20 protein-coding genes are annotated in these 19,333 nt (G+C 66.0%); 9 read left to right on the top strand and 11 right to left on the bottom strand.

Annotated elements, in window-relative coordinates:
* Positions 1–58: 58 nt before the first annotated feature.
* A complete protein-coding gene (locus ACWFRB_RS19155; protein ID WP_452642817.1) occupies positions 59–721 on the bottom strand; it encodes a response regulator in 663 nt (220 codons plus the stop codon).
* Positions 722–725: 4 nt separating this feature from the next.
* Positions 726–1,943: a sensor histidine kinase gene (locus ACWFRB_RS19150; RefSeq protein ID WP_452642815.1), complete on the bottom strand. Its 1,218-nt coding sequence runs from the start codon at positions 1,941–1,943 to the stop codon at positions 726–728.
* A gap of 167 nt (positions 1,944–2,110) precedes the next feature.
* Here ACWFRB_RS19150 and ACWFRB_RS19145 point away from each other — a divergent pair, with 167 nt between their 5' ends.
* From ACWFRB_RS19145 to ACWFRB_RS19135, 3 genes are all read left to right on the top strand, one after another.
* Positions 2,111–2,761 carry a hypothetical protein gene (locus tag ACWFRB_RS19145; RefSeq protein ID WP_452642814.1) on the top strand — a complete coding sequence of 217 codons (651 nt, stop codon included), beginning with the start codon at positions 2,111–2,113 and terminating at the stop codon, positions 2,759–2,761.
* On the top strand, positions 2,758–4,170 hold the full coding sequence (locus ACWFRB_RS19140) for an alpha/beta-hydrolase family protein (RefSeq protein WP_452642812.1): 1,413 nt from the start codon (positions 2,758–2,760) through the stop codon (positions 4,168–4,170). Before ACWFRB_RS19145 ends, ACWFRB_RS19140 begins: the two co-directional genes overlap by 4 nt.
* Positions 4,171–4,461: 291 nt before the next feature.
* Positions 4,462–4,755, top strand: coding sequence for a hypothetical protein (locus ACWFRB_RS19135; protein WP_452642810.1), 294 nt, complete (start codon positions 4,462–4,464; stop codon positions 4,753–4,755).
* Positions 4,756–4,976: 221 nt separating this feature from the next.
* Here the strand turns inward: ACWFRB_RS19135 and ACWFRB_RS19130 are convergent, their stop codons facing one another.
* Positions 4,977–5,189, bottom strand: coding sequence for a hypothetical protein (locus ACWFRB_RS19130; protein ID WP_452642808.1), 213 nt, complete (start codon positions 5,187–5,189; stop codon positions 4,977–4,979).
* A 227-nt stretch (positions 5,190–5,416) separates the two neighbouring features.
* On the opposite strand from ACWFRB_RS19130, the gene ACWFRB_RS19125 reads away from it, so the two are divergent.
* Complete coding sequence (locus ACWFRB_RS19125) at positions 5,417–6,196, top strand: hypothetical protein (RefSeq protein ID WP_452642806.1); 780 nt, start codon at positions 5,417–5,419, stop codon at positions 6,194–6,196.
* Between the two features lie 1,271 nt (positions 6,197–7,467).
* Here ACWFRB_RS19125 and ACWFRB_RS19120 read toward each other — a convergent pair.
* The 3 genes from ACWFRB_RS19120 to ACWFRB_RS19110 form a co-directional block, all read right to left on the bottom strand.
* Entirely contained in the window at positions 7,468–7,932 is a 465-nt protein-coding gene (locus ACWFRB_RS19120; RefSeq protein WP_452642804.1) for a hypothetical protein, read from the bottom strand.
* Between the two features lie 447 nt (positions 7,933–8,379).
* On the bottom strand, positions 8,380–9,753 hold the full coding sequence (locus tag ACWFRB_RS19115) for a DUF692 domain-containing protein (RefSeq protein ID WP_452642802.1): 1,374 nt from the start codon (positions 9,751–9,753) through the stop codon (positions 8,380–8,382).
* A 115-nt stretch (positions 9,754–9,868) separates the two neighbouring features.
* Complete coding sequence (locus ACWFRB_RS19110; protein ID WP_452642800.1) at positions 9,869–10,102, bottom strand: hypothetical protein; 234 nt, start codon at positions 10,100–10,102, stop codon at positions 9,869–9,871.
* A 619-nt stretch (positions 10,103–10,721) separates the two neighbouring features.
* Here ACWFRB_RS19110 and ACWFRB_RS19105 point away from each other — a divergent pair.
* Complete coding sequence (locus tag ACWFRB_RS19105) at positions 10,722–11,204, top strand: hypothetical protein (protein WP_452642798.1); 483 nt, start codon at positions 10,722–10,724, stop codon at positions 11,202–11,204.
* Between the two features lie 11 nt (positions 11,205–11,215).
* Positions 11,216–11,575 (top strand): hemophore-related protein, encoded by a 360-nt coding sequence (locus tag ACWFRB_RS19100; protein WP_452642796.1) that lies wholly within the window; start codon positions 11,216–11,218, stop codon positions 11,573–11,575.
* Between the two features lie 630 nt (positions 11,576–12,205).
* On the opposite strand, the gene ACWFRB_RS19095 is transcribed toward ACWFRB_RS19100, so the two are convergent.
* Both ACWFRB_RS19095 and ACWFRB_RS19090 read right to left on the bottom strand, forming a co-directional pair.
* Entirely contained in the window at positions 12,206–12,754 is a 549-nt protein-coding gene (locus ACWFRB_RS19095; RefSeq protein WP_452642794.1) for a recombinase family protein, read from the bottom strand.
* 278 nt (positions 12,755–13,032) lie between these two features.
* On the bottom strand, positions 13,033–13,452 hold the full coding sequence (locus tag ACWFRB_RS19090) for a hypothetical protein (RefSeq protein ID WP_452642792.1): 420 nt from the start codon (positions 13,450–13,452) through the stop codon (positions 13,033–13,035).
* A 214-nt stretch (positions 13,453–13,666) separates the two neighbouring features.
* On the opposite strand from ACWFRB_RS19090, the gene ACWFRB_RS19085 reads away from it, so the two are divergent.
* Entirely contained in the window at positions 13,667–14,296 is a 630-nt protein-coding gene (locus ACWFRB_RS19085) for an HAD-IA family hydrolase (RefSeq protein ID WP_452642791.1), read from the top strand.
* On the opposite strand, the gene ACWFRB_RS19080 is transcribed toward ACWFRB_RS19085, so the two are convergent.
* From ACWFRB_RS19080 to ACWFRB_RS19070, 3 genes are all read right to left on the bottom strand, one after another.
* Positions 14,293–14,616, bottom strand: coding sequence for an antibiotic biosynthesis monooxygenase family protein (locus ACWFRB_RS19080; protein ID WP_452642789.1), 324 nt, complete (start codon positions 14,614–14,616; stop codon positions 14,293–14,295). The genes ACWFRB_RS19085 and ACWFRB_RS19080 overlap by 4 nt on opposite strands.
* 156 nt (positions 14,617–14,772) lie before the next feature.
* A complete protein-coding gene (locus ACWFRB_RS19075) occupies positions 14,773–16,167 on the bottom strand; it encodes a pentapeptide repeat-containing protein (RefSeq protein ID WP_452642787.1) in 1,395 nt (464 codons plus the stop codon).
* A 362-nt stretch (positions 16,168–16,529) separates the two neighbouring features.
* A complete protein-coding gene (locus tag ACWFRB_RS19070) occupies positions 16,530–17,126 on the bottom strand; it encodes a TetR/AcrR family transcriptional regulator (RefSeq protein WP_452642785.1) in 597 nt (198 codons plus the stop codon).
* A 54-nt stretch (positions 17,127–17,180) separates the two neighbouring features.
* On the opposite strand from ACWFRB_RS19070, the gene ACWFRB_RS19065 reads away from it, so the two are divergent.
* Together ACWFRB_RS19065 and ACWFRB_RS19060 are read left to right on the top strand one after the other, a co-directional pair.
* Positions 17,181–18,107 (top strand): SDR family NAD(P)-dependent oxidoreductase, encoded by a 927-nt coding sequence (locus ACWFRB_RS19065; protein WP_452642783.1) that lies wholly within the window; start codon positions 17,181–17,183, stop codon positions 18,105–18,107.
* A gap of 47 nt (positions 18,108–18,154) precedes the next feature.
* Positions 18,155–19,294 carry an NAD(P)/FAD-dependent oxidoreductase gene (locus ACWFRB_RS19060; protein WP_452642781.1) on the top strand — a complete coding sequence of 380 codons (1,140 nt, stop codon included), beginning with the start codon at positions 18,155–18,157 and terminating at the stop codon, positions 19,292–19,294.
* Positions 19,295–19,333: the final 39 nt, after the last annotated feature.

Genomic DNA, 19,333 nt, shown 5'->3' with positions numbered 1-19,333 from the left:
TGCGCTCAGTGTCCCACTGCATCCTGCCCCCGCCCGGCGGTTCGGGCACGCCGGCGGGTCAGCCGGGGGTGACCAGTCCCGTCTCGTAGGCCAGCACCACGGCCTGTGCCCGGTCCCGCAGGTGCAGCTTGCCGAGCACCTTGCCGACGTGCGTCTTGACGGTCTGCTCGGCCACGAAGAGCGACTCCGCGATCTCGACGTTCGACAGCCCGCGGGCGATCAGTTCCAACACTTCCCGTTCGCGCGGCGTCAGCGCCGCGAGCTGCGCAGGCTCGCGCCGCGCGGGCGCGCGCCTGCTGGTGACGTCGGCGATGAGCCTGCGGGTCACGGTCGGCGCGAGCAGGGCCTGCCCGTCCGCCACCACCCGGACCGCCCGGATCAGTTCCTCGGCGGGGGCGTCCTTGAGCATGAAGCCGCTGGCGCCGACGCGCAGCGCCTCGTACACGTAGTCGTCGATGTCGAAGGTGGTGAGCATCAGCACCCGGACCGGCTTGTCGAACGAGACCGACAGGATCTGCTGTGCCGCCTCCAGGCCGTTGAGGTTCGGCATCCGCACGTCCATCAGGACGACGTCCGGGCGAAGGCGCATCACCTCGTCGACCGCGACCTTCCCGTCCGGGGCGTCGCCGACAACGCTGATGTCGGGCTGGGCGCCGAGAAGTGCGCCGAAACCCTGACGCACCATCGCCTGATCGTCCGCAATGAACACCGTGATCGCCACCCGGTCACCCTATGCCGGGGACCGCGGGGATCCGCGCCAGCACCTCGAATCCGCCGTCGGGGCGTGGCTGCGCGGTCAGGCTCCCGCCCACCGACGAGGCCCGATCACGCATGCCGGTGATGCCGTGTCCGCCGGCATGATCGGCGACCACCGACGGAGCGACACCGACGGGCGGGGCGTTGACCACCGCCAGCGTGGCGAGGCCCCCGTCCCGGCCGAGGGTGACGCGAACCGGCGCCCCAGGGGCGTGCCGGGCCGCGTTGGACAGTGATTCCTGCAGGATCCGGTACATCGTCAGGCCAGCCGAATCCGACAACCGTTCGGGCATCCCGATCCGGTCCACCTGCACCTGCATGCCCGCCCGCTTGCTGCCCTCGACCAGCTCGTCGATCCGGTCGAGGCCGGGCATCGGGGCGTCCTCAGCGAGTTGGCCGTCGCTGCGGAGCACACCGAGCATGCCCCTGATCTCGTTGAGAGCGTCGCGGGCCGTGGCGCCGATGGATTCGAACTCCGCCCGTGCCGCGGGCGAGACGTCGTCGACCCGGTACGGCGCGCTCTGCGCCTGCACCACGACCAGCGACATGTGGTGGGCGACGACGTCGTGCAGGTCGCGGGCGATGCGCGCCTTCTCCTCGAGGATCGCCCGGCGCGCCCGCTCTACCTCGTTGACCTCCTCCTGCCTGGCGAGCTCGCGCCTGGAGAGCACCAGCCAGCGGATCAGCAGCCCGAACAGCACCAACGCGGTGAGCCCGACCGCCCAGCCCCTGCCGTCCGTGCCGGGCGCGTCGGCGAGGAAGAGCAGCACCGTCGACACCCAGGCCACGCCGACCACGGGGATCGGTGCCCGCATGCTGACCGCCACCAGCAACACCATCATGACCATCACGTGGACCACCTGCCACGGGAAGTCGTACCCGTCGGCCCGGTCGAAGACGATCGGGATCACCAGCGCCCCCGCGGCCGAGATCGCCCACCCCAGTGCCGGATTCGCCCGCACCAGCAGCAGGGGAAGCGCCGCGAGACCGGCGATCACCGGCTGAACCCCGGCAGGCACGTGGTGGGTCAGCTGCAGCGTCGGCCAGGCGATGGCGAAGAGCACGCCGGTGACTATCGCGATGAAGATGTCGACCCACTGGCTGGAGCTCAGCCGCTTCAGTCGCGGGGCCGCCGCCACCGCGGCGTCGTTCGCGACCTTCTTGAGCGCACGATTTGTCTTACTCACATCCAGAACAGTAGGAACCGCGACCCGAAAAGTCCTCATACTGCGGGGTGAGACCGGCGCGGCACCACGGTATGAGGGCGTCGCGCCGACGCCTCCAGCGTGGGTACCCGGGAACCACGCTGCGGGGTGATGTGCCCGGGTCCTGCGGATTCCTAGCGTTTTGATCCATGCGGAAGACGACCTGGACAGCGCTGACGGTGGCCGCGGCGGCCACCATGACGACCACCCTGATGGCCGATCCGGCCGCGGCAGAGCAGCCGCGTGAGAGCACCCCAACCGCGGCCGCGATCGCCTCGATCACCACCGCCGACCACGCGGCGCCCGCATCGTCGATCCCGGCGGACTTCGCCGCCACGATGGGCTACCGCCCTGCCGTCGAATCCGGGATGCTGGTGAACCCGACCGGCGAGTGCTCCTCTCCGGTCACGCTGCCCGTGGAGTTCGAGACCGCCTGCAAGGCCCACGATCTCGGCTACGACCTGCTGCGCTACGCGGACCGCCACGGCGCGGCACTCGGGCCGTGGGCGCGGAAAAGCCTTGACGCGCAGCTTGACCGGCGAATGCACAGCGCCTGCGACGCGCGCACCGTCGACGCGGCGCGGACCTCCTGCTACGTGATGGCGAACATCGCGTCCACCGCGGTGACCTCGAACTCCTGGCGGCAGGGATATGTCGCACCGCGACCCGAGCCGATGACCGGCTACGCGCTCGCGGGCGGAGTTGGAGCCGTGCTGATCGTCGGCGCGGTCGCGGCCACCAATCGGCGCGGGCGGGTCACCGCAGGCGCGGTCACGCCGGCCGGATCGGTGCTCGCATGACCGCCGTGATGGATCGGCCCGCCGCGACGGTGGACGTCGCCGCCGTCGCGCTGCCCCGGGTGCTCACCAGCGTGGCCGTGACCTCGATGGTCGCGGTCTCGCTCGCACCCTCCCTGCTCCCCCGAAGCGCCGTGGTCCAGGCGATCCTCACCGGGCTGCTCGCGGCGCTCGGCTGGGGTCTGGCGACCGCGTGGCATCACCGGCCCCGCAGGCGCGGGGCCGCCCGTCCGGCGCCGTCGCGGGATTCCGCGCGGCTGCTGGTGCTGCTGGCCTGCGCGGTGACCGTGGCCGCGGCGATGCTGCTCGCCGATCACTGGCAGGATTCGTTGCGCGTCGCGATGGGCGTACCGACGGTCGGCGCCGGCCATTGGGCACAGGTGGTCGCGGGCGGCGCCGCGATCGCGCTGACCCTGGCGGCCGGGGCGAGCGCCGTGTCGGCCGGTATCCGTCGACTCGGCGCGCTCCGCTCGGCCGCGGTCGTCGCCGCGCTCGCGATCGCGACGCAGTTCTGGGCCGGACCCGCGCTCTGGCAGTCGCGGGCCCAGTCGTACCACGCGGCTAACGCGACCGTCGACACCTCACTGCGGCAACCGGTTTCGCCGTCGATCTCCGGAGGCCCCGGCTCGTTGACGTCATGGGACTCGCTCGGCGCGCAGGGGCGCAAGTTCGTCGCGGCCGGGGCCGCCTCCGGCGCGGTGCGCACCTACGCCGGCATCGACAGCGCCCCCGACCAGGACGCCCGGGTCCGCCTGGCCGTCCGCGAACTGGAACGCGCGGGCGGCCTGACCAAGTCCACCGTCTTGGTGGCCGTGCCCACCGGGTCCGGGTGGATCGACGGCAACGCCGCGCAGGGTCTCGAGCAACGCTTCGGCGACGATGTCGCCCTCGTCGGGGTGCAGTATTCGAGCGCCCCCAGCTGGGTGACCTTCCTGTTCGATCGCGACGCGGCCGAGCAATCCGCGCGAGCGTTGTTCACCGCGGTCTCGGACCGGATCTCGCTGCTGCCCGTGGGGGAACGCCCCCGGCTGTACGTCTACGGACAGAGCCTCGGCGCGGTGGGCGCGAGCTCGATCTTCCTGGACGAGGAACTCGGCGAGCGGGCCTGCGGCGCCCTCTATGCGGGCCCACCCGCCGGATCCGCCCGCACCGCGGGGGCGACGGTGCTGGCGAACTCGTCCGATCCGGTGGTGCGGTGGTCGCCTCGACTGTTGCTGCACCCGCCGGCGCTGGACGGGACGCGGGCCGATGCGCCCCGGCCGGGCTGGCTGCCGATCGTCAGTTTCGTGCAGACCAGCGTCGACCTGCTCTCCGCCCTCGACGCCCCGGCCGGGCACGGCCACCGGTACGGCACCGACCAGGGCACCGCCCTGCCCGACGGCGGCTGCGCCACCGGTATGGCCCACGCATGACGTCGACCGCCGGCATCGCAATCTTCTTACCGACGAAGGCGGCAACCACTAGGGCTGATGCTCGGCAGTTCCAGCGGCTCGGGCGACGAACCGCCACTCGCAGCTCGCACCGGCGGTCACTCACGACCACGACGCCCTACTGGGTCTGATCAGCTGCGACCTTTTCACCCTCAGCAGGTCGCCGGTCTGTTAGACACGGAGCACGAACACTATGAGTGTCCGGACCACCAACCGGGTCAGACCTGCCGATATAGGCTTCCCTATAGAGCGAGTGGAGAAAGCGACTTCATCATGGATATGGATCGCGATCAGCTCTGCCGCAAGCTCGCGCGCGACAAGGCCCGCGAGAAGGTGGCGCGGATCAACTACCTTCGGCACCTGCGTCAGCTCTACGAGTCGGGACTGACCCAGGTTGCTCTGGCAGAGGTCGAGAACGTGAGCCAGCCAACGATCAGCGACCTCCTCAGGCGAGCGCGCGTCGAGGCTCCGGACGTGCGGCCCGGCACGCACGGTGGGACTGCGTACGAGATCGCCGCCCGATATGCCGCAGGGGAGATGACCGTGCCACGGTCCGTCGGGAACTGATCGAGTGGGCATACGAGAAGCCGGGCGCTCCCAATCCCTTCCCCTACGCCAATGACGTCCCGCCGATCAGGGAGGGTGGGTTCAACAATCAGGTTGGCCGCGCCCTCGACGAGGGACTCCTCGCGGATGAGGACTACGACGCCGTGCTCGACGCCCTGGCCGACTGACCTGTGGCGACTCCTGAGCAGATCGAGGCCCGCCGCGCCTGGCTCGCCTCGCTTTCAGAAGAAGACGGCCCCCTGACCGCGGCGCCGGGCATCGTGATCGTGGACGTGGAAGCGCCGCAGGAAGTCGCGGCCGAGCGCATCGTCTCCCGATGGCGTCAGGGCTTCCTGGCGGCAGCAGCCGAGCCAGCCAACCCCGGCGCACAGTTGGGAGGCCGCTGGATCCCTCGCGCCGCCGTCGACGGCCTGTTCACCGACCTTCGGAACCATGACAGAGGCGCTGCACGGAAAGTCCGTCACCGAGGTCAACGCCCGTGAAGTCAGCAAGGAATCCCACTCGGTCGGTCTACCGGTCAAAATTGAGGGATACGCCGAACTCAAGGACAGTCATGCCACAGCCGCCGGCCGATCAACCCAGGGAACCAGGCCCATCCCCAGCGGGTCCGCCTCCGCACGTATCAAGCAACAGTCGAACGTCCAGGGCAGGGGTACGCCTCTTGTTTGCGATGCTCCTAGGTGTCGGAACTGTCGCGGTGATGGTTCTCCTCGCCTTTTCGGTGTCGAACGAACGATTGCGGTTGGCATTTTTCTTCGTTGCCTGCCTGCTCGCGGCGGCGGTCGTCCTCGTCCTACCTCCCCATTGGCGCAAACGCTTGGGGCCTCCGACTGCAGTTTTCATCGCCGCCGCCTCGGCGTTGTCTGTCTTCCTCGTCAACCCACAACAACCCGGCCCACAGGAGCCGAAGGTAGACACACAGGAGATGGCGAACGCGATCCTGATCGGCCCGTTCGACCAGAGACTTCCACAGTCAGTAACCGTGGCTGATCCTGTGGAATGGGGCACCAGGGACGCGAGCGCAATCAAGAATCTCGCCGTCGTCAAAGTGGAGCTGACTTCGACAAATTACGGTGGCCACACGGCCGGTAAGGACGCCGGAACTGCTCAAATAGAGATCTATCCGACCCCCGAAGACGCTGCGGCGCGTGGCCAAGTTCAGTACGACTGGCGCAGCGGTAGAGAGGAAGCTTCCCGCGAGGGGCAACCCGATCCTGACGTTGGCAAAAATACCCCCGAAATGTGGTGCTTCATAAATGACGGAGGGACAACCAGCAGCAGCCAGTGGCTCTGCGGAGGCTACCGCGGGCACGCATACGTTCAGATCTACATGCCGCACGGCAACCTAACTCAGATCGCGTATACCAACGCTCAGGCAATCCAGTCCGCGATGCTCCGCTACGCGGAAAACAAGGAGAAGCTCGCGACCGAGCCACGGTAACCGGAGTCGAGTGGGTCGACCCACCGTTGCCACACTTGGTGTCGCAGTAGCTCGTACTTCATTCCGGTCGGAACGAGGTCGGGGTGGCGGGGTCTTCGTGCCACCCGTTCCGGTATCTCCTAAACCGCCCGCCCGGAATCGAAGCTTTGACGGCTCGGCTGTGGGCTGCGGCTAAAGCCTACTGCTTCGAGCAGATGATGCGTCAGGAGGTTCTGTGTGTATTGAGATGCTCCTGCGCCGTGTACCGCATGAAAGGGAGCGACGAACTCTTGGCAGACGCGAGCGCGGCTGAATCCCTGGGCGAATGCCGCCCTACCTGTGTGACGCGCGGGAGAGATGAAGACTTTGGGCGCACAGGTGGTGTGGGCAGCATCGAGCATCTCCCCAAGCTACTCCCCGGTTACCGGCCCTTTCGGGTCGACGAAGTTGATGCTGTCCGGTGCTCCGTGCCCGATCATCACTACGTGGCTGATCGTTCCCGCGTTGACATTTCACCATTCTTCGAGTTCAGATAGGTGCGAATACTCAGTTTATGAATATCATTGTCGGGAAGCAAAATTCGTAGAAAGTGCAGAATGCTTTTCGCGAGAGGGTCAAGCAGCGTCTGTCGGTCTTGAGGTCGCCAATGCGCAGTAATAAAAATCCCAACGATCCCGGCGAACGTGACAAACCGCAACGGTTGTAGTTTCGCTGGTAAGGTCGTCAACGATTATTTGATCGTCCACTGATGCCAAGGACCCGCCTTGGCCTTAGCGCATACGGTGCTTTGACAGCTCCGCCCAGCCGCGCGGCCGACACGAAGACGTTGTCTCCTTCTGCATACTTTGACATCGCCCATTCCTACCCTGTCTGCCGGTTGAAGAAGCCCGGTGGCAATCGTGGTGACGAAGATGGAGTTTCACGATGCGACTGCCACCCACAAATCAGCTGAGCGGAATGATCACCGACGTGACCATCGGCAGTGTGAGTGGCCACGGTAAAGGTCAAGGTCGATGGCGGCGAGCAGATCGTGACCGCCTCGATCACAAACGAGGCCGGTCGAGGAACTCGGACTGAAGGTGTGGACCATTTTCAGGTTGGCACGCGAGGGCGCCAGCGGATCCACGACACGATACGGCGCCGAATCCCCCGGCTTGTGCTGGCCCAGCCGTCCATCTGCCCGGGCACGCGGTGACGTCACGGACCCGCACTTCGATCACGCCCGCGACGTTGTGTTGAGAGCCGTTCCAGCCCCTTGAAGCACAACCGATTTAGCATACCGATAACAGAGATTATGTCAGGCATACCCTGACGACCGTGAACCCGCTGGCGTGCGAGCTGTTCACTGCGGCTTCGCGATGCCCTGCCCGCCAGCCTTGCGATGAAAGGCAGGGGACGGGCCGGTCGCCGCAGAGTGGTCCAGTTCCCAGCTCAAAACCGCCCACTGCTGCACGCCCGCTCTCAGCGGTAGCTACATCGGCGCCGCGGCAAAGCTTCGTGCAGTCGTCGGCCGTCAGACCGAGTTCGGCGCCGACTTGCAGGTGCTCGGCCCACGGGCTGCCCGCGATTGCAGCGGTACAAGCGTAGAATTCGCCGACGATATCGAGATCAAAGGGACGTTCTGCCTTGCGAATATGGTCGAGCTCCACTGCCGCCCGATGTCGGTCGGCGGAGCTGGCAGCGCGTTCAAAGCGTCCCTTCGCCTCCATCTTCGCGCAGAAGTAGCTGGAAATCAGATCGGCGTCGTCTCTGGCCATCACCCAGTCCGGCCTAACCAATTGCCGGCTCGCCCCGCAGAACCTTGCGGGCGATCGCCTCGGGATCGCCGTGCAGCGCAACGAGAACGCGAACCCGTTCCACATTGTACGGATCTGTCGTCCACACGCTCACATGCTGCAGCTCGGCGAGCGTGGCCCCGCGCTGCGATCGAGCACTGTGATGGTCATCGCGGCCGCACTGCTGGTCATCCCGGTGGTGGCCGGCCTGACTGTGGTGGCCGCTCGTGCGCCGGCGCGTCTAGCCGACGCCTTGCGCGTTTGGGAGTCGGCCGCGCGACATCTGCGACAGGCTCTTGATGGTGCCTGCCTCGAGTCCGGGCCACGGTTGCACGTGCGGACGGCATCGGGCCGAAAACGAAAACGGTCGTTGCGGCCCCAAATCCGAAGCGGTCAGGTTAGTCAGAACCAGTGGCAGCGAGGCCTTGGTCAGCCCGTATGTCGATCAGTACCTGCATGGAAGATGCTCGTCTGGGGCGCGGAAGGAAGATTGTCCGGCTTGAGTCCGGCGTCAAGCGTTGATAACAGCAAAGACGGGTTGACCGTCCACGACACGGTGCTCGACTCTCCGAAGACAGCTGATTTCAGTAGTGCTGACTCGAACGCCAACACCTCACTCAAGTAGGGGATTTCAGCTAGGCCATTCGACGTGGACTCGATAGCGCTTCGCAGATACGTGCAGAACTGATGTCCCTCAATCGCTGCATAAGATTGAGCCGGAGCCACGGTGCTGTATTGCTCAAGAAGTTCACGGGTTAGGCGCGACCCGAGGTGCATCAGCAGCAACATGACGGTGTATCTGAGGGTCTGCGCTATGCACCCGAGACGAGCATCGTTGACAAGCTTTCTGTAGATGTCGAGGCCGGGATCACCGGCCAGCGCGGAATAGGTTGAATTCTCCGATGTTTGGCCACGGCGGGCCTTCGGACCAAGTCCCACTGCGGTATGGAGTGTCTGCTCCCAGGATTCCACCGTGGCGATGTCACTACTACTGAGTATGTGCGACTGGGGCGCCCTCAGATCGCCCGGCGAGACAGCGAAGTGGCCAGACGGCACCAGTCTCCAGAGCGCACGCAATGTGTCCAGTTGCTCTCGCACCTGGTCAACTCCCATACGATCAGCCTGTTGGGGCATGACCTCGTAGATGAGGGCGCGTAAGGCACTGAGCCGAGGCATGATCTCGGCGGTGCACTCTATGAGCGCTTCGGGGATCGGGCCGCTATGGGCATCAAGCCATACCCCATCCATGGTGCTGCCGCCGGCAAGGTGCACTTCCCATACCCTGTCGAGCGGGATGCGATCGAGGACCTTCTGTAGTTCTGCGCGGCCGTTGACGTGATTACACCAGAGGTTGTGCAGGTCGAGCAGGATCCCGGCATCTGCGTTCTCGGAAACGCGGCGGAAGAAAGTGCCGTCGTCCAGAGGTCCGTATCGGTACCGCAGGTAGTTGACTCCGGTTTCGAACGCGACGGGACGGCCAAGTCGTCTGCGGTACTCGCCGATACGAGCCGTAGCGACGCGGACCGTTTCCTCTGATTGCAGGGGCGGCAGAAGGAAGCCGGTCTCATGGACGCCCGATGCCGTCCGCACGCGCATGAAGCTCAAATGTTCGCTGATCCATACAGGATCTAATAGGTCGACAGCGTCCCGAAGCAGGGGGAAGTAGTCGACAGGGTCCAGCGTGGATCCCGCGAAGGGTTGCCCGACGCCGTGAAGGAGCACAGATGGCGCAAGCCCGTCTATCTCCGCGAGACGTTCCGACGGCATGTCGTAACGCCACATCCCGTGGACGCGAGTGCGCACCCACAGAGTCTGCGGCTCCAGTTCGAGGACAGGGGGAGAATCCGAATCCTCGGCGTACAGCGGGCGGAGGGCCGGAAAGTAGACCAGCCCGACCCCCAGCCGACCAGGTACAACGTCAGAATGTCGGTCCGACAACATTCGGCGAAACATCCAGGGTATCTGGATCAACGATGAACTCGTCGATCACGTGAAAGTCGAGGATGTGCCCCGAGGTACACCCACGGCATCCGAGCTTGTCCATCACGTTCGCCCGGATCTTCTCGGTCTTGTCAAGATCATATGCGATCTCACGAGTGACGTGAATCCGTACAACTTTCGGAAGGAGTGGTTGAGGATTCAGCTCAGTCATAACCGGCCTCCATCGTTTCAACCGGGCCAACTGGCCCGGTATAGCGGCATTGCGTCCTGTTCACATCAAGACCGGTCTGATTCCATCATTCCTGGCCGAGGGGCGTTTGTCACCGATCATTAGCCTTCATAATCGACCCGGCCGGGATCGACCCGGCCGGGATCGACCCGGCCGGGGGTCAGATTGACACCATGATGTCCGCGCCTGGGACGTCTACCCGCAGATCTGCCCTCGATGCTGTGGTCATCGCTGTTGCACGCACTCTGTACCAATGCCGCGGCGCAGCACCCTCGCCCACGAGTTGGCTGACGTGATCTTCGAAGGCTCGATCGACAAGCCGAATGTGACCTCGAACAGTCCCGAGGAAGGCCGAGCCAACGCCTTCGCGCGGCATCTTCTCGTTTCTGTCCAGGGGGGTCGTGGTGCCTCCGTGGACCTCGGCACCCGCTCTAAGGTCGTCCAGTTGTTCGAGTTCTCTCCTGCCCGGGCCACTACGCGATGCAGCAGGCACCCATTCGAGTAGCGCACTACTCGCGACAGGGGTTGCACGAGAAAATATTCTGCAGACGTGATCACAGCCGTTGGGCGTAACGAATGAACGAACGACGAGGAGGATCCGATGACCGCAACCCAATCTCGACCCGGCCACCCTGCATTCGACGAGGCGATCGGACTTCTAACGAAGACGCTCACCAAGGGCCGATCCGACCAACCGCCGACCGAGCCTTCTGGCGATGCCGTTACCCACGTGGAAGCTCTTGCCGAACTGTGTATGTACTCGCAAGCGCTGCCAGTTATGACACCGCAGCTGGTCGATGGACTCAATGCAAACCTTCCGAGCGTGATCCAGGAGCTTGCGCAACTGCAGCCAGCGCGAAAAGGGTTCTTGCAGGAGTTTGCCCAGTCAACCATGGACGGCAACCACGCCCGTAAGAGCGCCGAGAATCCGTTCGCCACTACCCCGGGAGAGCGGCCAGCGACTCTCGAGGAGCTTCTCCGGCAGGATTTAACCGGACCCGAGCGCAACCCCGTCGCGCTTGTTGCATTGGCAGTCTCAGCGATGGCCTTCGGCTACGCCGTCGGGCATACATGGGCGAAGTAGGAGTGTTTAGGATGAATACGCAACTTACCCCCTCGCAATTGGACACCTTCATTCCAAAATGGCCACCCTTCTGTTCGCTGCCCAATTCCGGCAACGGCCTGGGGAAACCGCCACTCTGTCCGCCGTGGTACGTAATTGACGCTCTGTACCAGCGCCCCGATGTTCGGGCTGCGGTCTCGCAGGTGGCACCCCAAATCGCGACCCAGCTCGCGGCGAATCCTGACGCGGTGCAATCAATAAACGACATCGCGGGCCAACCACTATTGACCGACGATGAACCCGATGAGCGGAATCTGGCGATTGCAATCGGCATTGCCGCTGCCGGCTACGCCGTTGGGGTGGCGATGGGGTTGGCCTCGCGACCAAAGTAGCTCCATCTAGGAGGTCACCGACATACCGGCTCCGAGCTGGGCGGCACCGAGCCGCCCAGCTGCTCGGCGGGCGGCACTGACATCCAGGCTGTACCGACGCCATAGACCGCGGCTACGCCATACCTGCTGCCGCCGAGATCAGCATTCCTGACGCGACTGTAGCGATGCGCCACATGCCAGTTTAGAGTCGCCGGACCGCTCGCCGCTGGGGATGTCGACCCGCGAAGCTGTATCGGTGGCAGCGTTCGGTGCCGCAAGCCGGTCTCACCACAGTGCACCTTCTGGCCGGTCCTGTTTGACGATCGTCAAACAAGGCACATCCCAGCGACTCAGGGAAGATCGCGGCCTGCGAAAACACACGCTCGGTTGTTCGGTTTACCTGTCCTGCATGTCAGTCCGAGGTAGGTGGCCCGTGACGGACGGACCTGAGCGAATCGGGCCGCGAACAACCGATGCAACATCTCGCCAGACCACCCGATCGACGCACCCACTGGCGCTTCTGTCGCCCGATGGCGGCGGTGGCAAATCTGAGCCTCCCCGAGCCGCACGCAGAACGGAAGCCCGGGGAGGTACGTCCACGGCAACGGGGATTTGCGGGGACCACGCGAGTCTTACACAGCTCACGCACCCTCACCCGAGGTGCCGGTAGAGCGTGCTTCGGGCGACCTCGAGCACCTCGGCGATCTCAGTCATGGGCGTGTTCTCGGCGAGCATTCTCTTGGCCTGAGGCTTCTTCGCCGGGGTGAGTGCGGGCGGGCGTCCGCCGACACGGCCGCGCTCGCGGGCCGCGGCGAGTCCGGCCATAGTGCGCTCGCGGATGAGGCTGCGCTCGAAATCGGCTAGCGCGCCGAAGATGTGGAAGATCAGCTTCCCACCGGCAGTCGATGTGTCGATGGCCTCGGTCAGCGAGCGGAAGGCCACCCCGCGCTGCTCGAGCTCGGTGACGGTCTCGATCAGATGCGGGAGGCTGCGGCCCAGGCGATCGAGCCGCCACACGACGAGGGTGTCTCCCGGTCTGAGCGCATCCATCGCGGCGGCCAGCTCGGGCCGGTCGGTCCTCGCGCCGGAGGCGGTGTCGGTCCAGACTCGGAAGCACCCGGAGGCCCTGAGGGCGTCCGTCTGGAGATCTGGGTTCTGGTCGGCGGTCGAGACCCGGGCGTAGCCCAACAGTGCGCTCACGGCGGTGAGTGTCCCAGAACTCACCGACAGCACCAGGTTTCGGGACAACGGCATTGAGACACGTTTTTGGGACCTGTGAGGAGCTGGTCGCTCGCCGCCACTCCCCCGCCTCGATCCGGGTCCGGGAAACGAACGGTAGGGAGACGCGCGCAACTCGATAGGGGAGAGCTATCAATCCGGGCTCCAGACCGGATACTGATATCCGCACCGAGCCAGAACGAGCAGAGCCACAGAACGGATTGTGGTTCCTAGGCAGTGGTCGTCCACTTCCTCTCGGGTCAGCTGGGGCTGAACCCACCGACGTCGAGCAAGATGAACATCGGCACGAAGAGCAGGGCGAGCACGGTGAAGCTCGACAACATGGGCCCGATGAACCAACGGGCTGGCCGCCAGCCCCAGACCACCAGCGCGCAGGTGGCGTATACCGCCAGCGGCGGTATCACCCAGGCGATCCAATATCCTGCCGTTGGTCCGGGAACACCGGGCGCCCGATCGTAGTCAGGTATTGGTGACAGCTCCGGAACGTGCATGAGGTCCTGGAGCGTTGGCACCGCCCAGCTGGCGACGTACCAGCCCAGGACGATCCCGGCCACCATTCCAGCGACCACGCTCAGGCAGACCAGAGCCACCTCGTACCAGGGCTCGTCGTCGTGCAAGACCTCAACTTTGTCGCTGTCGGTATTCGTCTCGGGCGGCATCGCCAAATTCTCGCCTGGGGAAGCAAGCTCGCGCCTCACCGCCACACATCGCCACGAGTCACAGTCCGCGACCTGCCATCTAGATTCGCGTCCTGGAAACGAACGGTAGGGAGACGCGCGCAACTCGACAGGGGGGAGCTATCAATTCTGAGTCGCGGTCGCGGTCGCGGTCGCGCTCGCCCAGAGCTGCCTCGCAGGCAGCTAGCATCCCGAGGTGCGATCCGTACTCTTCGACGTTGATGGCGTTCTGATCGACTCCTATGGGGGATACAGGCAGGTTTGGAGTCGCTGGTGCGCGATGAGGTCGGTTCCGTTCGAGGTGACCTGGTCGGCCACCCACGGCCGGCGACCCGTCGAAACGATCGCTGAAGTCGCCCCACATCTTGACCCCGACGCCGAGTACTCACTGTTGAGGCAGCTGATGCACAGCATCGGCGACCAGTTCCCTGCGTTTCCTGCTGCGGCCCCCTTACTTCGGTCATTACCTCCCGAATGCTGGGGTGTTGTCACAAGCGGTCGCCGCTCTACTGTGTTGGCGCGGTTCAGGAATGCGGGTATTCCTGAACCGAAAGTGTTCGTTGATGCCGAGGACGTGTCCGCCGGGAAGCCTTCCCCGGAGGGATATCTGCGGGCCGCAGAGCTTCTTGGGGCTTTCCCGTCCGATGTCCTCGTTGTCGAAGACGCCCCGGCCGGAGTAGCTGCGGGCCTGGGAGCAGGGATGAGAGTGCTGGCCATCAGCAGTACCCATCAAGCCAATGAGCTTGCAGCGGCGAGTGACAACGCAGATTCGTTGTCCGCCGCAGGTGACCTCATCCGAGCGTGGATCCGGAACGACGCGCCCTAACCTCGGTGGCAACACTGCGCGGCGAGCACCGGTTCGTAGTGCTCGACCAGTGGGAACGGTTCGTAGAAGTGGTGCAGCAGTTGACGCCATCGCTCATACTGCGGCGAACCACGGAAGCCCTCGACGTGGTCTTCCAACTTCTCCCACTGCACGAGCAGCAGGTAGGTTCCCCGCTGCTCAATACACCGAGACAACGTCAGCTGCTCGAAGCCCGGCATCGCGGAAATGATCGACTTTGCATCCGCGAAAGCCGCCTCGAAGTCCGATTCGTGCCCGGGCCGGACATTCAACAGCGCATGCTCAATGATCACGCTGATCATCGTCGCATCCCGATCGCCGTCCTGCCGCGGAGAACATGCTGGATCACAGCCCTCCTCCGCGATCAAGTCCACACGCGACCTCACCATCCAGATTCGCGTCCAAAAAATGAACGATTTCAGGACGGCCTCGCGTGGCACCTGAGAAACAGTTGATAGTCAGGAACCAGGCGGCGTTGGTAAGGGAGGGGAAAATCCATCCGGCCACTTGGTGCTGCTGGAGTAGTGAATCTCGGTCAGGTCCGCGCCGAACAGGTCGACGCACAGGTCCGCGTCTGTCAGGTCCGCGCCGGACAGGAACGCGTCGAGCAGGTTCGCGCCGGACAGGTTCGCGCCGGACAGGTTCGCGCCGGACAGGTTCGCGGACAGGTTCGCGCCACGCAGGTCCGCGCCAGTCAGGTTCGCGTCAGTCAGGTTCGCACCGGACATGTGCGCGCCGGACAGGTTCGCGCCACGCAGGTCCACGTCAGTCAGGTCCGCGTCAGTCAGGTGCGCGCGGCGCAGGTTCGCGCCGCGCAGGTTCGCGCCACGCAGATCCGCGTCGGAAAGGAACGCGCCGGACAGGTTCGCGCCGGACAGGTTCGCGCCACGCAGGTCCACGTCAGTCAGGTCCGCGTCAGTCAGGTCCACGCCGCGCAGGTACGCACCGTCCAGGTGCGCACCGTTCAGGAACGCGCCGGACAGGAACGCGCTGTCCAGGTGCGCGCCGTTCAGGACCGCCTCGAGCAGCGTCGCTCGCGCCAGGTGCGCGCCGCGCAGGTTCGCGCCGGACAGGAACGCGCCGTCCAGGTGCGCACCGTTCAGGTTCGCCTCGAGCAGCGTCGCTCGCACCAGGTGCGCGCCGCGCAGGTCCGCGCCGCGCAGGTTCGCCGATCTGAGAGCAAGAACACCATCTGGCCAGCGCTTTTCAGGGCTCAGTGTCGTTGTGCGGTCCCGGATGACGCTGATTACCGCATCGCGGACTTCCTGTTCCTGGGGATCCGACTTCGGCGGTGGCGGGTTCGGCGTCAACCGCATGGGCTTTCGGCCGGCAACTGTTCGTCGAGACGTCGGACTTGGTCCAGGTGTGGCGGGGGCGATGGATGGGGCGCGGTCTGTCCGAAGGTATGCGCACAGGAGGTCGATGCAGACCTGGCGCTCGGCGTCGCTTCCCTTGATGTGCCAGTCGTCGGCGAGGGAGGCGAGGGCGTAGACCCCAGCCTGTCGGATCGCAGGAGAGTCATGTCCGAGTTGTTCGGCACAGGTGGTGTAGCGGTTACGCAATGCACCGGCCTCCTGAAGGATATGGGTCGCCTCGGTGGAGAGCTGTTTGCGGTAGGCGAGGAATGCAGCGCCGCCGAGGCCGATGATTCCGATCAAGGTGACGGTGGTGCGGGCGACATCGAACCATTGAGATCCGTTGAGGTAGAAGCCGTTCTCCCACACCGCTTTGCCGGCCTGCAAGCGCGCGAACACCAACAGCACCGACAACCCGACGCCGGTCGTGACTGCTGTTCCGAGCCCCACCCAAGCGCGCAAGGGCCACCGGGTGCGCTTCTTTGATGTCCTTTTCACAGGAGCATCTTCCTCGAACCGAGTGCCCGGTGTCCCTGGCGGTCGGTTGTGAGTCAAGCTGTCACCAGGGACACGCCCGCAAGATGGCTACGGAGTGACCCACACGTAGCTCGACGCCGCCAGAGAACGGTGGGGAAGCGTCGAGATCCCCGACATCCCTGCCGCTGGTCTCCCTCCGAGACCTCACCATCCAGATTCACGTCCATCAATCGGTCGTTTCTGCGACGTGGTGTTGGCTGGCCAGGATCGGTAGCCGGTTTCGGCGGTGCTCGACCACCACGCCCCGCGCGCCTGTAGCCACCGTCCTCGAGCACCTTCTCAGCCTTCTCGACGTTCCATGGACGGATCCGCCCGCGGGGCAATCAGCTCGGGCGCACCGCCGCCATGACCAGGTCGAGCAGGGCGTCCGCGTAACCCTCGGTCAGGCCTCCCAACCCGAGCGCCCACCGGGTCTGGACGGGCCCGACCAGCAGGTCGACCGCGACCTCCAGGTCGACGTCCGCCCGGATCGCGCCGGACTCCACCGCCAGCCGGAGCCGCTCCCGAATCGCCTCGCGCTGCGGCGCGAGCAGCCGATCCCGGTAGACCTCGGCGAGGTCGGGATCCGACTGGATCTCGATCATGACCGCGCGGAGGAAGGCATCGAAACGCGGTTCGGTCATCTCCGCCACCGTCGCGCGCAGGAACAGCCCGAGATCCGCACGCAGGTCACCGGTGTCGGGCAGGGCGACCCCGTCCGGCCCCCCGGACAGCTCGAGCAGCGCGTCGAACAGCACCGCTCCCTTGGTCGGCCACCAGCGGTAGATGGTCTGCTTGCCCACGCCGGCGCGCGCCGCGATCGCCTCGATCGTCAGCCGGCCGTAGGGCACCTCGAAGACCAGCTCCGCGGTGGCGGCGAGGATCGCCGACCGGGCGCGCTCGCTGCGCCGTGCGGGCAGGACCTTGGGCTCGGGTGTCATTCGCCCACCATATCAGCGAGACGATACGTTCCGTCTTGACACACCCTCGGGACGATGCCACAGTGGTCCCACGAGACGCACCGTCTCGTGAACCGATCCGAGGAGGCCACCATTCCGACCACCGAACCCCGCACCTGGTTCATCACCGGCGCCGGACGCGGACTCGGCCGCGCCTTCGCCGCCGCCGCACTCGATGCAGGCGATCGGGTGGTCGCCACCGCCCGCGACGCGACGACCCTCCTGGATCTGGAGGCCGCCCACCCGGGGCGCGTCGCCGCGCTTCGCCTGGACGTGACCGATCGCGCCGCCGCCGCCGAGGCCGTCGCGCGGGCCGTCGACCGGTTCGGCCGGATCGACGTCGTCGTCAACAACGCCGGGTACGGACTGATGGGCGCCGTCGAAGAGGTCACCGAGGATCAGGCCCGGGCCCAGATGGAGACGAATTTCTATGGCGCCCTGTGGGTCACCCAGGCCGTGATACCGCAGCTGCGGGCGCAGGGATCGGGACACATCATCCAGATCTCCAGCGTCGGTGCGGTCGGGGCGATGCCGACCTTCGGCCTCTACAACGCGAGCAAATGGGCCCTCGAGGGGTTCAGCGCGTCGGCCGCCGAAGAGCTCCGCCCGTTCGGGATCTCGGTGACGATGGCCCAGCTCGGCGGCTTCGACACCGACTGGGCAGGCTCGAGCATGAGGTTCGCGGCCGCGAATCCCGCCTACGACGAGACCCGTCTCGCCATCCTGGGGACCGCGGCGTATCCGGACCCGAGCGCAGCGCCGCAGGCGGAGCCGGAGGACACGGATCCCGAGTGGGTCGATGCCCCGCCCGCGGAGGCGGCGGCCGCACTTCTCGCACTGGTGAACAACCCGCATCCGCCGGTGCGCCAGGTCATCGGCACCGGTGCCCATCAGATGGTGAACATGGCCCTCGCCGCCCGCCGCGCGGACTACGAGTCGGACGCCGAGTTCGTCTGGCCGTAGCGCGCACACCCTTGCCTCGTCGCCCCCGGCGGGAGGAGCCTTGATGAATGCACACCGTGCTGATCCTCGGCGCCGGGTTCGGAGGACTCGAGCTGGCCGCATGTCTGTCCGAATCGGTTGCCGATGAGGCCCGCATCGTGCTCGTCGACCAGAGCGACTCGTTCATGTTCGGGTTCGCGAAGATGGACCTCCTCTTCAAGGGTGCGACAAGCGAATCGGTCCGGATTCCGTACCGCGACCTGACCCGGCCGGGCGTCGAGTTCCGGCGCGAGACCGTTACCTCGATCGATCCGAGGAAGCGCCGGGTGATCACCGACCGGTCCGAGTACGAGCCGGACACCCTGGTGGTCGCGCTCGGCGCCGACTACGAGCCCGGCGCGACGCCGGGGTTCGTGGAGGACGGGCACGAGTTCTACTCCGTGGACGGCGTCGGGCGGTTGCGTGCCCGGCTCGACGACTTCACCGGCGGCGCGGTGTTGCTCGGCATCCTGAGCGTCCCGTTCAAGTGCCCGCCCGCGCCCTATGAGGGCGTCCTGCTCCTGCACGACGAACTGGTCCGGCGCGGGTTGCGCGACCGGACGAGCATCCACGTGCTCAGCCCGATGGACTCGCCGATCCCGGTGTCGGCGGGAACCTCGACCGCCCTCGTCGGGGCGCTCGCGGAACGCGGCATCGAGTACTCGCCGGGGCGCCTGGTCCACGCGCTGGACCCGTCGGCGCACCGCGCCCGCACGCGTGCAGGGGACCTCGACTACGACCTGTTCATCGGGATCCCGAAACACCGGGTGCCCGCCGTCGTCGAGGCCTCCGGACTGACGGAGGGCGGAACGGACGGCTGGATCGCCGTGGATCAGCGCACGCTCGCCACGCCCTTCCCCGGCGTCTACGCCATCGGAGACTGCGCGGACGCACCCGTTCCCCGGGCCGGGGTGTTCGCCGAGGACGCCGCCCGCACGGTCGCCGCGGTCATCGCCGCGAGGGTGCGGTCGGCGCCAGAGCCCGAGGTGAAGTACCGCGGCCGGGGCGCCTGCCACATCGAGTTCGGCGGCGGCCTGGTCGGCAAGGTCGACGCGGACTTCCTGTCCGGACCGGCGCCCGTCGCGCCGTTCGTCGCGCCGTCGACCGAACTGGCCACCGAGAAGGCGGAATTCGCCGTGAACCGGCGTCGCCGCTGGTTCACCGGCTGATCAACGAACTGTGCGCGATCGGTACCCGCACCGGGGTAC

It is taken from the genome of Rhodococcus sp. NPDC055112 (assembly GCF_053607505.1).
The sequence above is the reverse complement of the archived record's forward strand: the minus strand, read 5'-3'. Positions and strand labels throughout refer to the sequence as shown.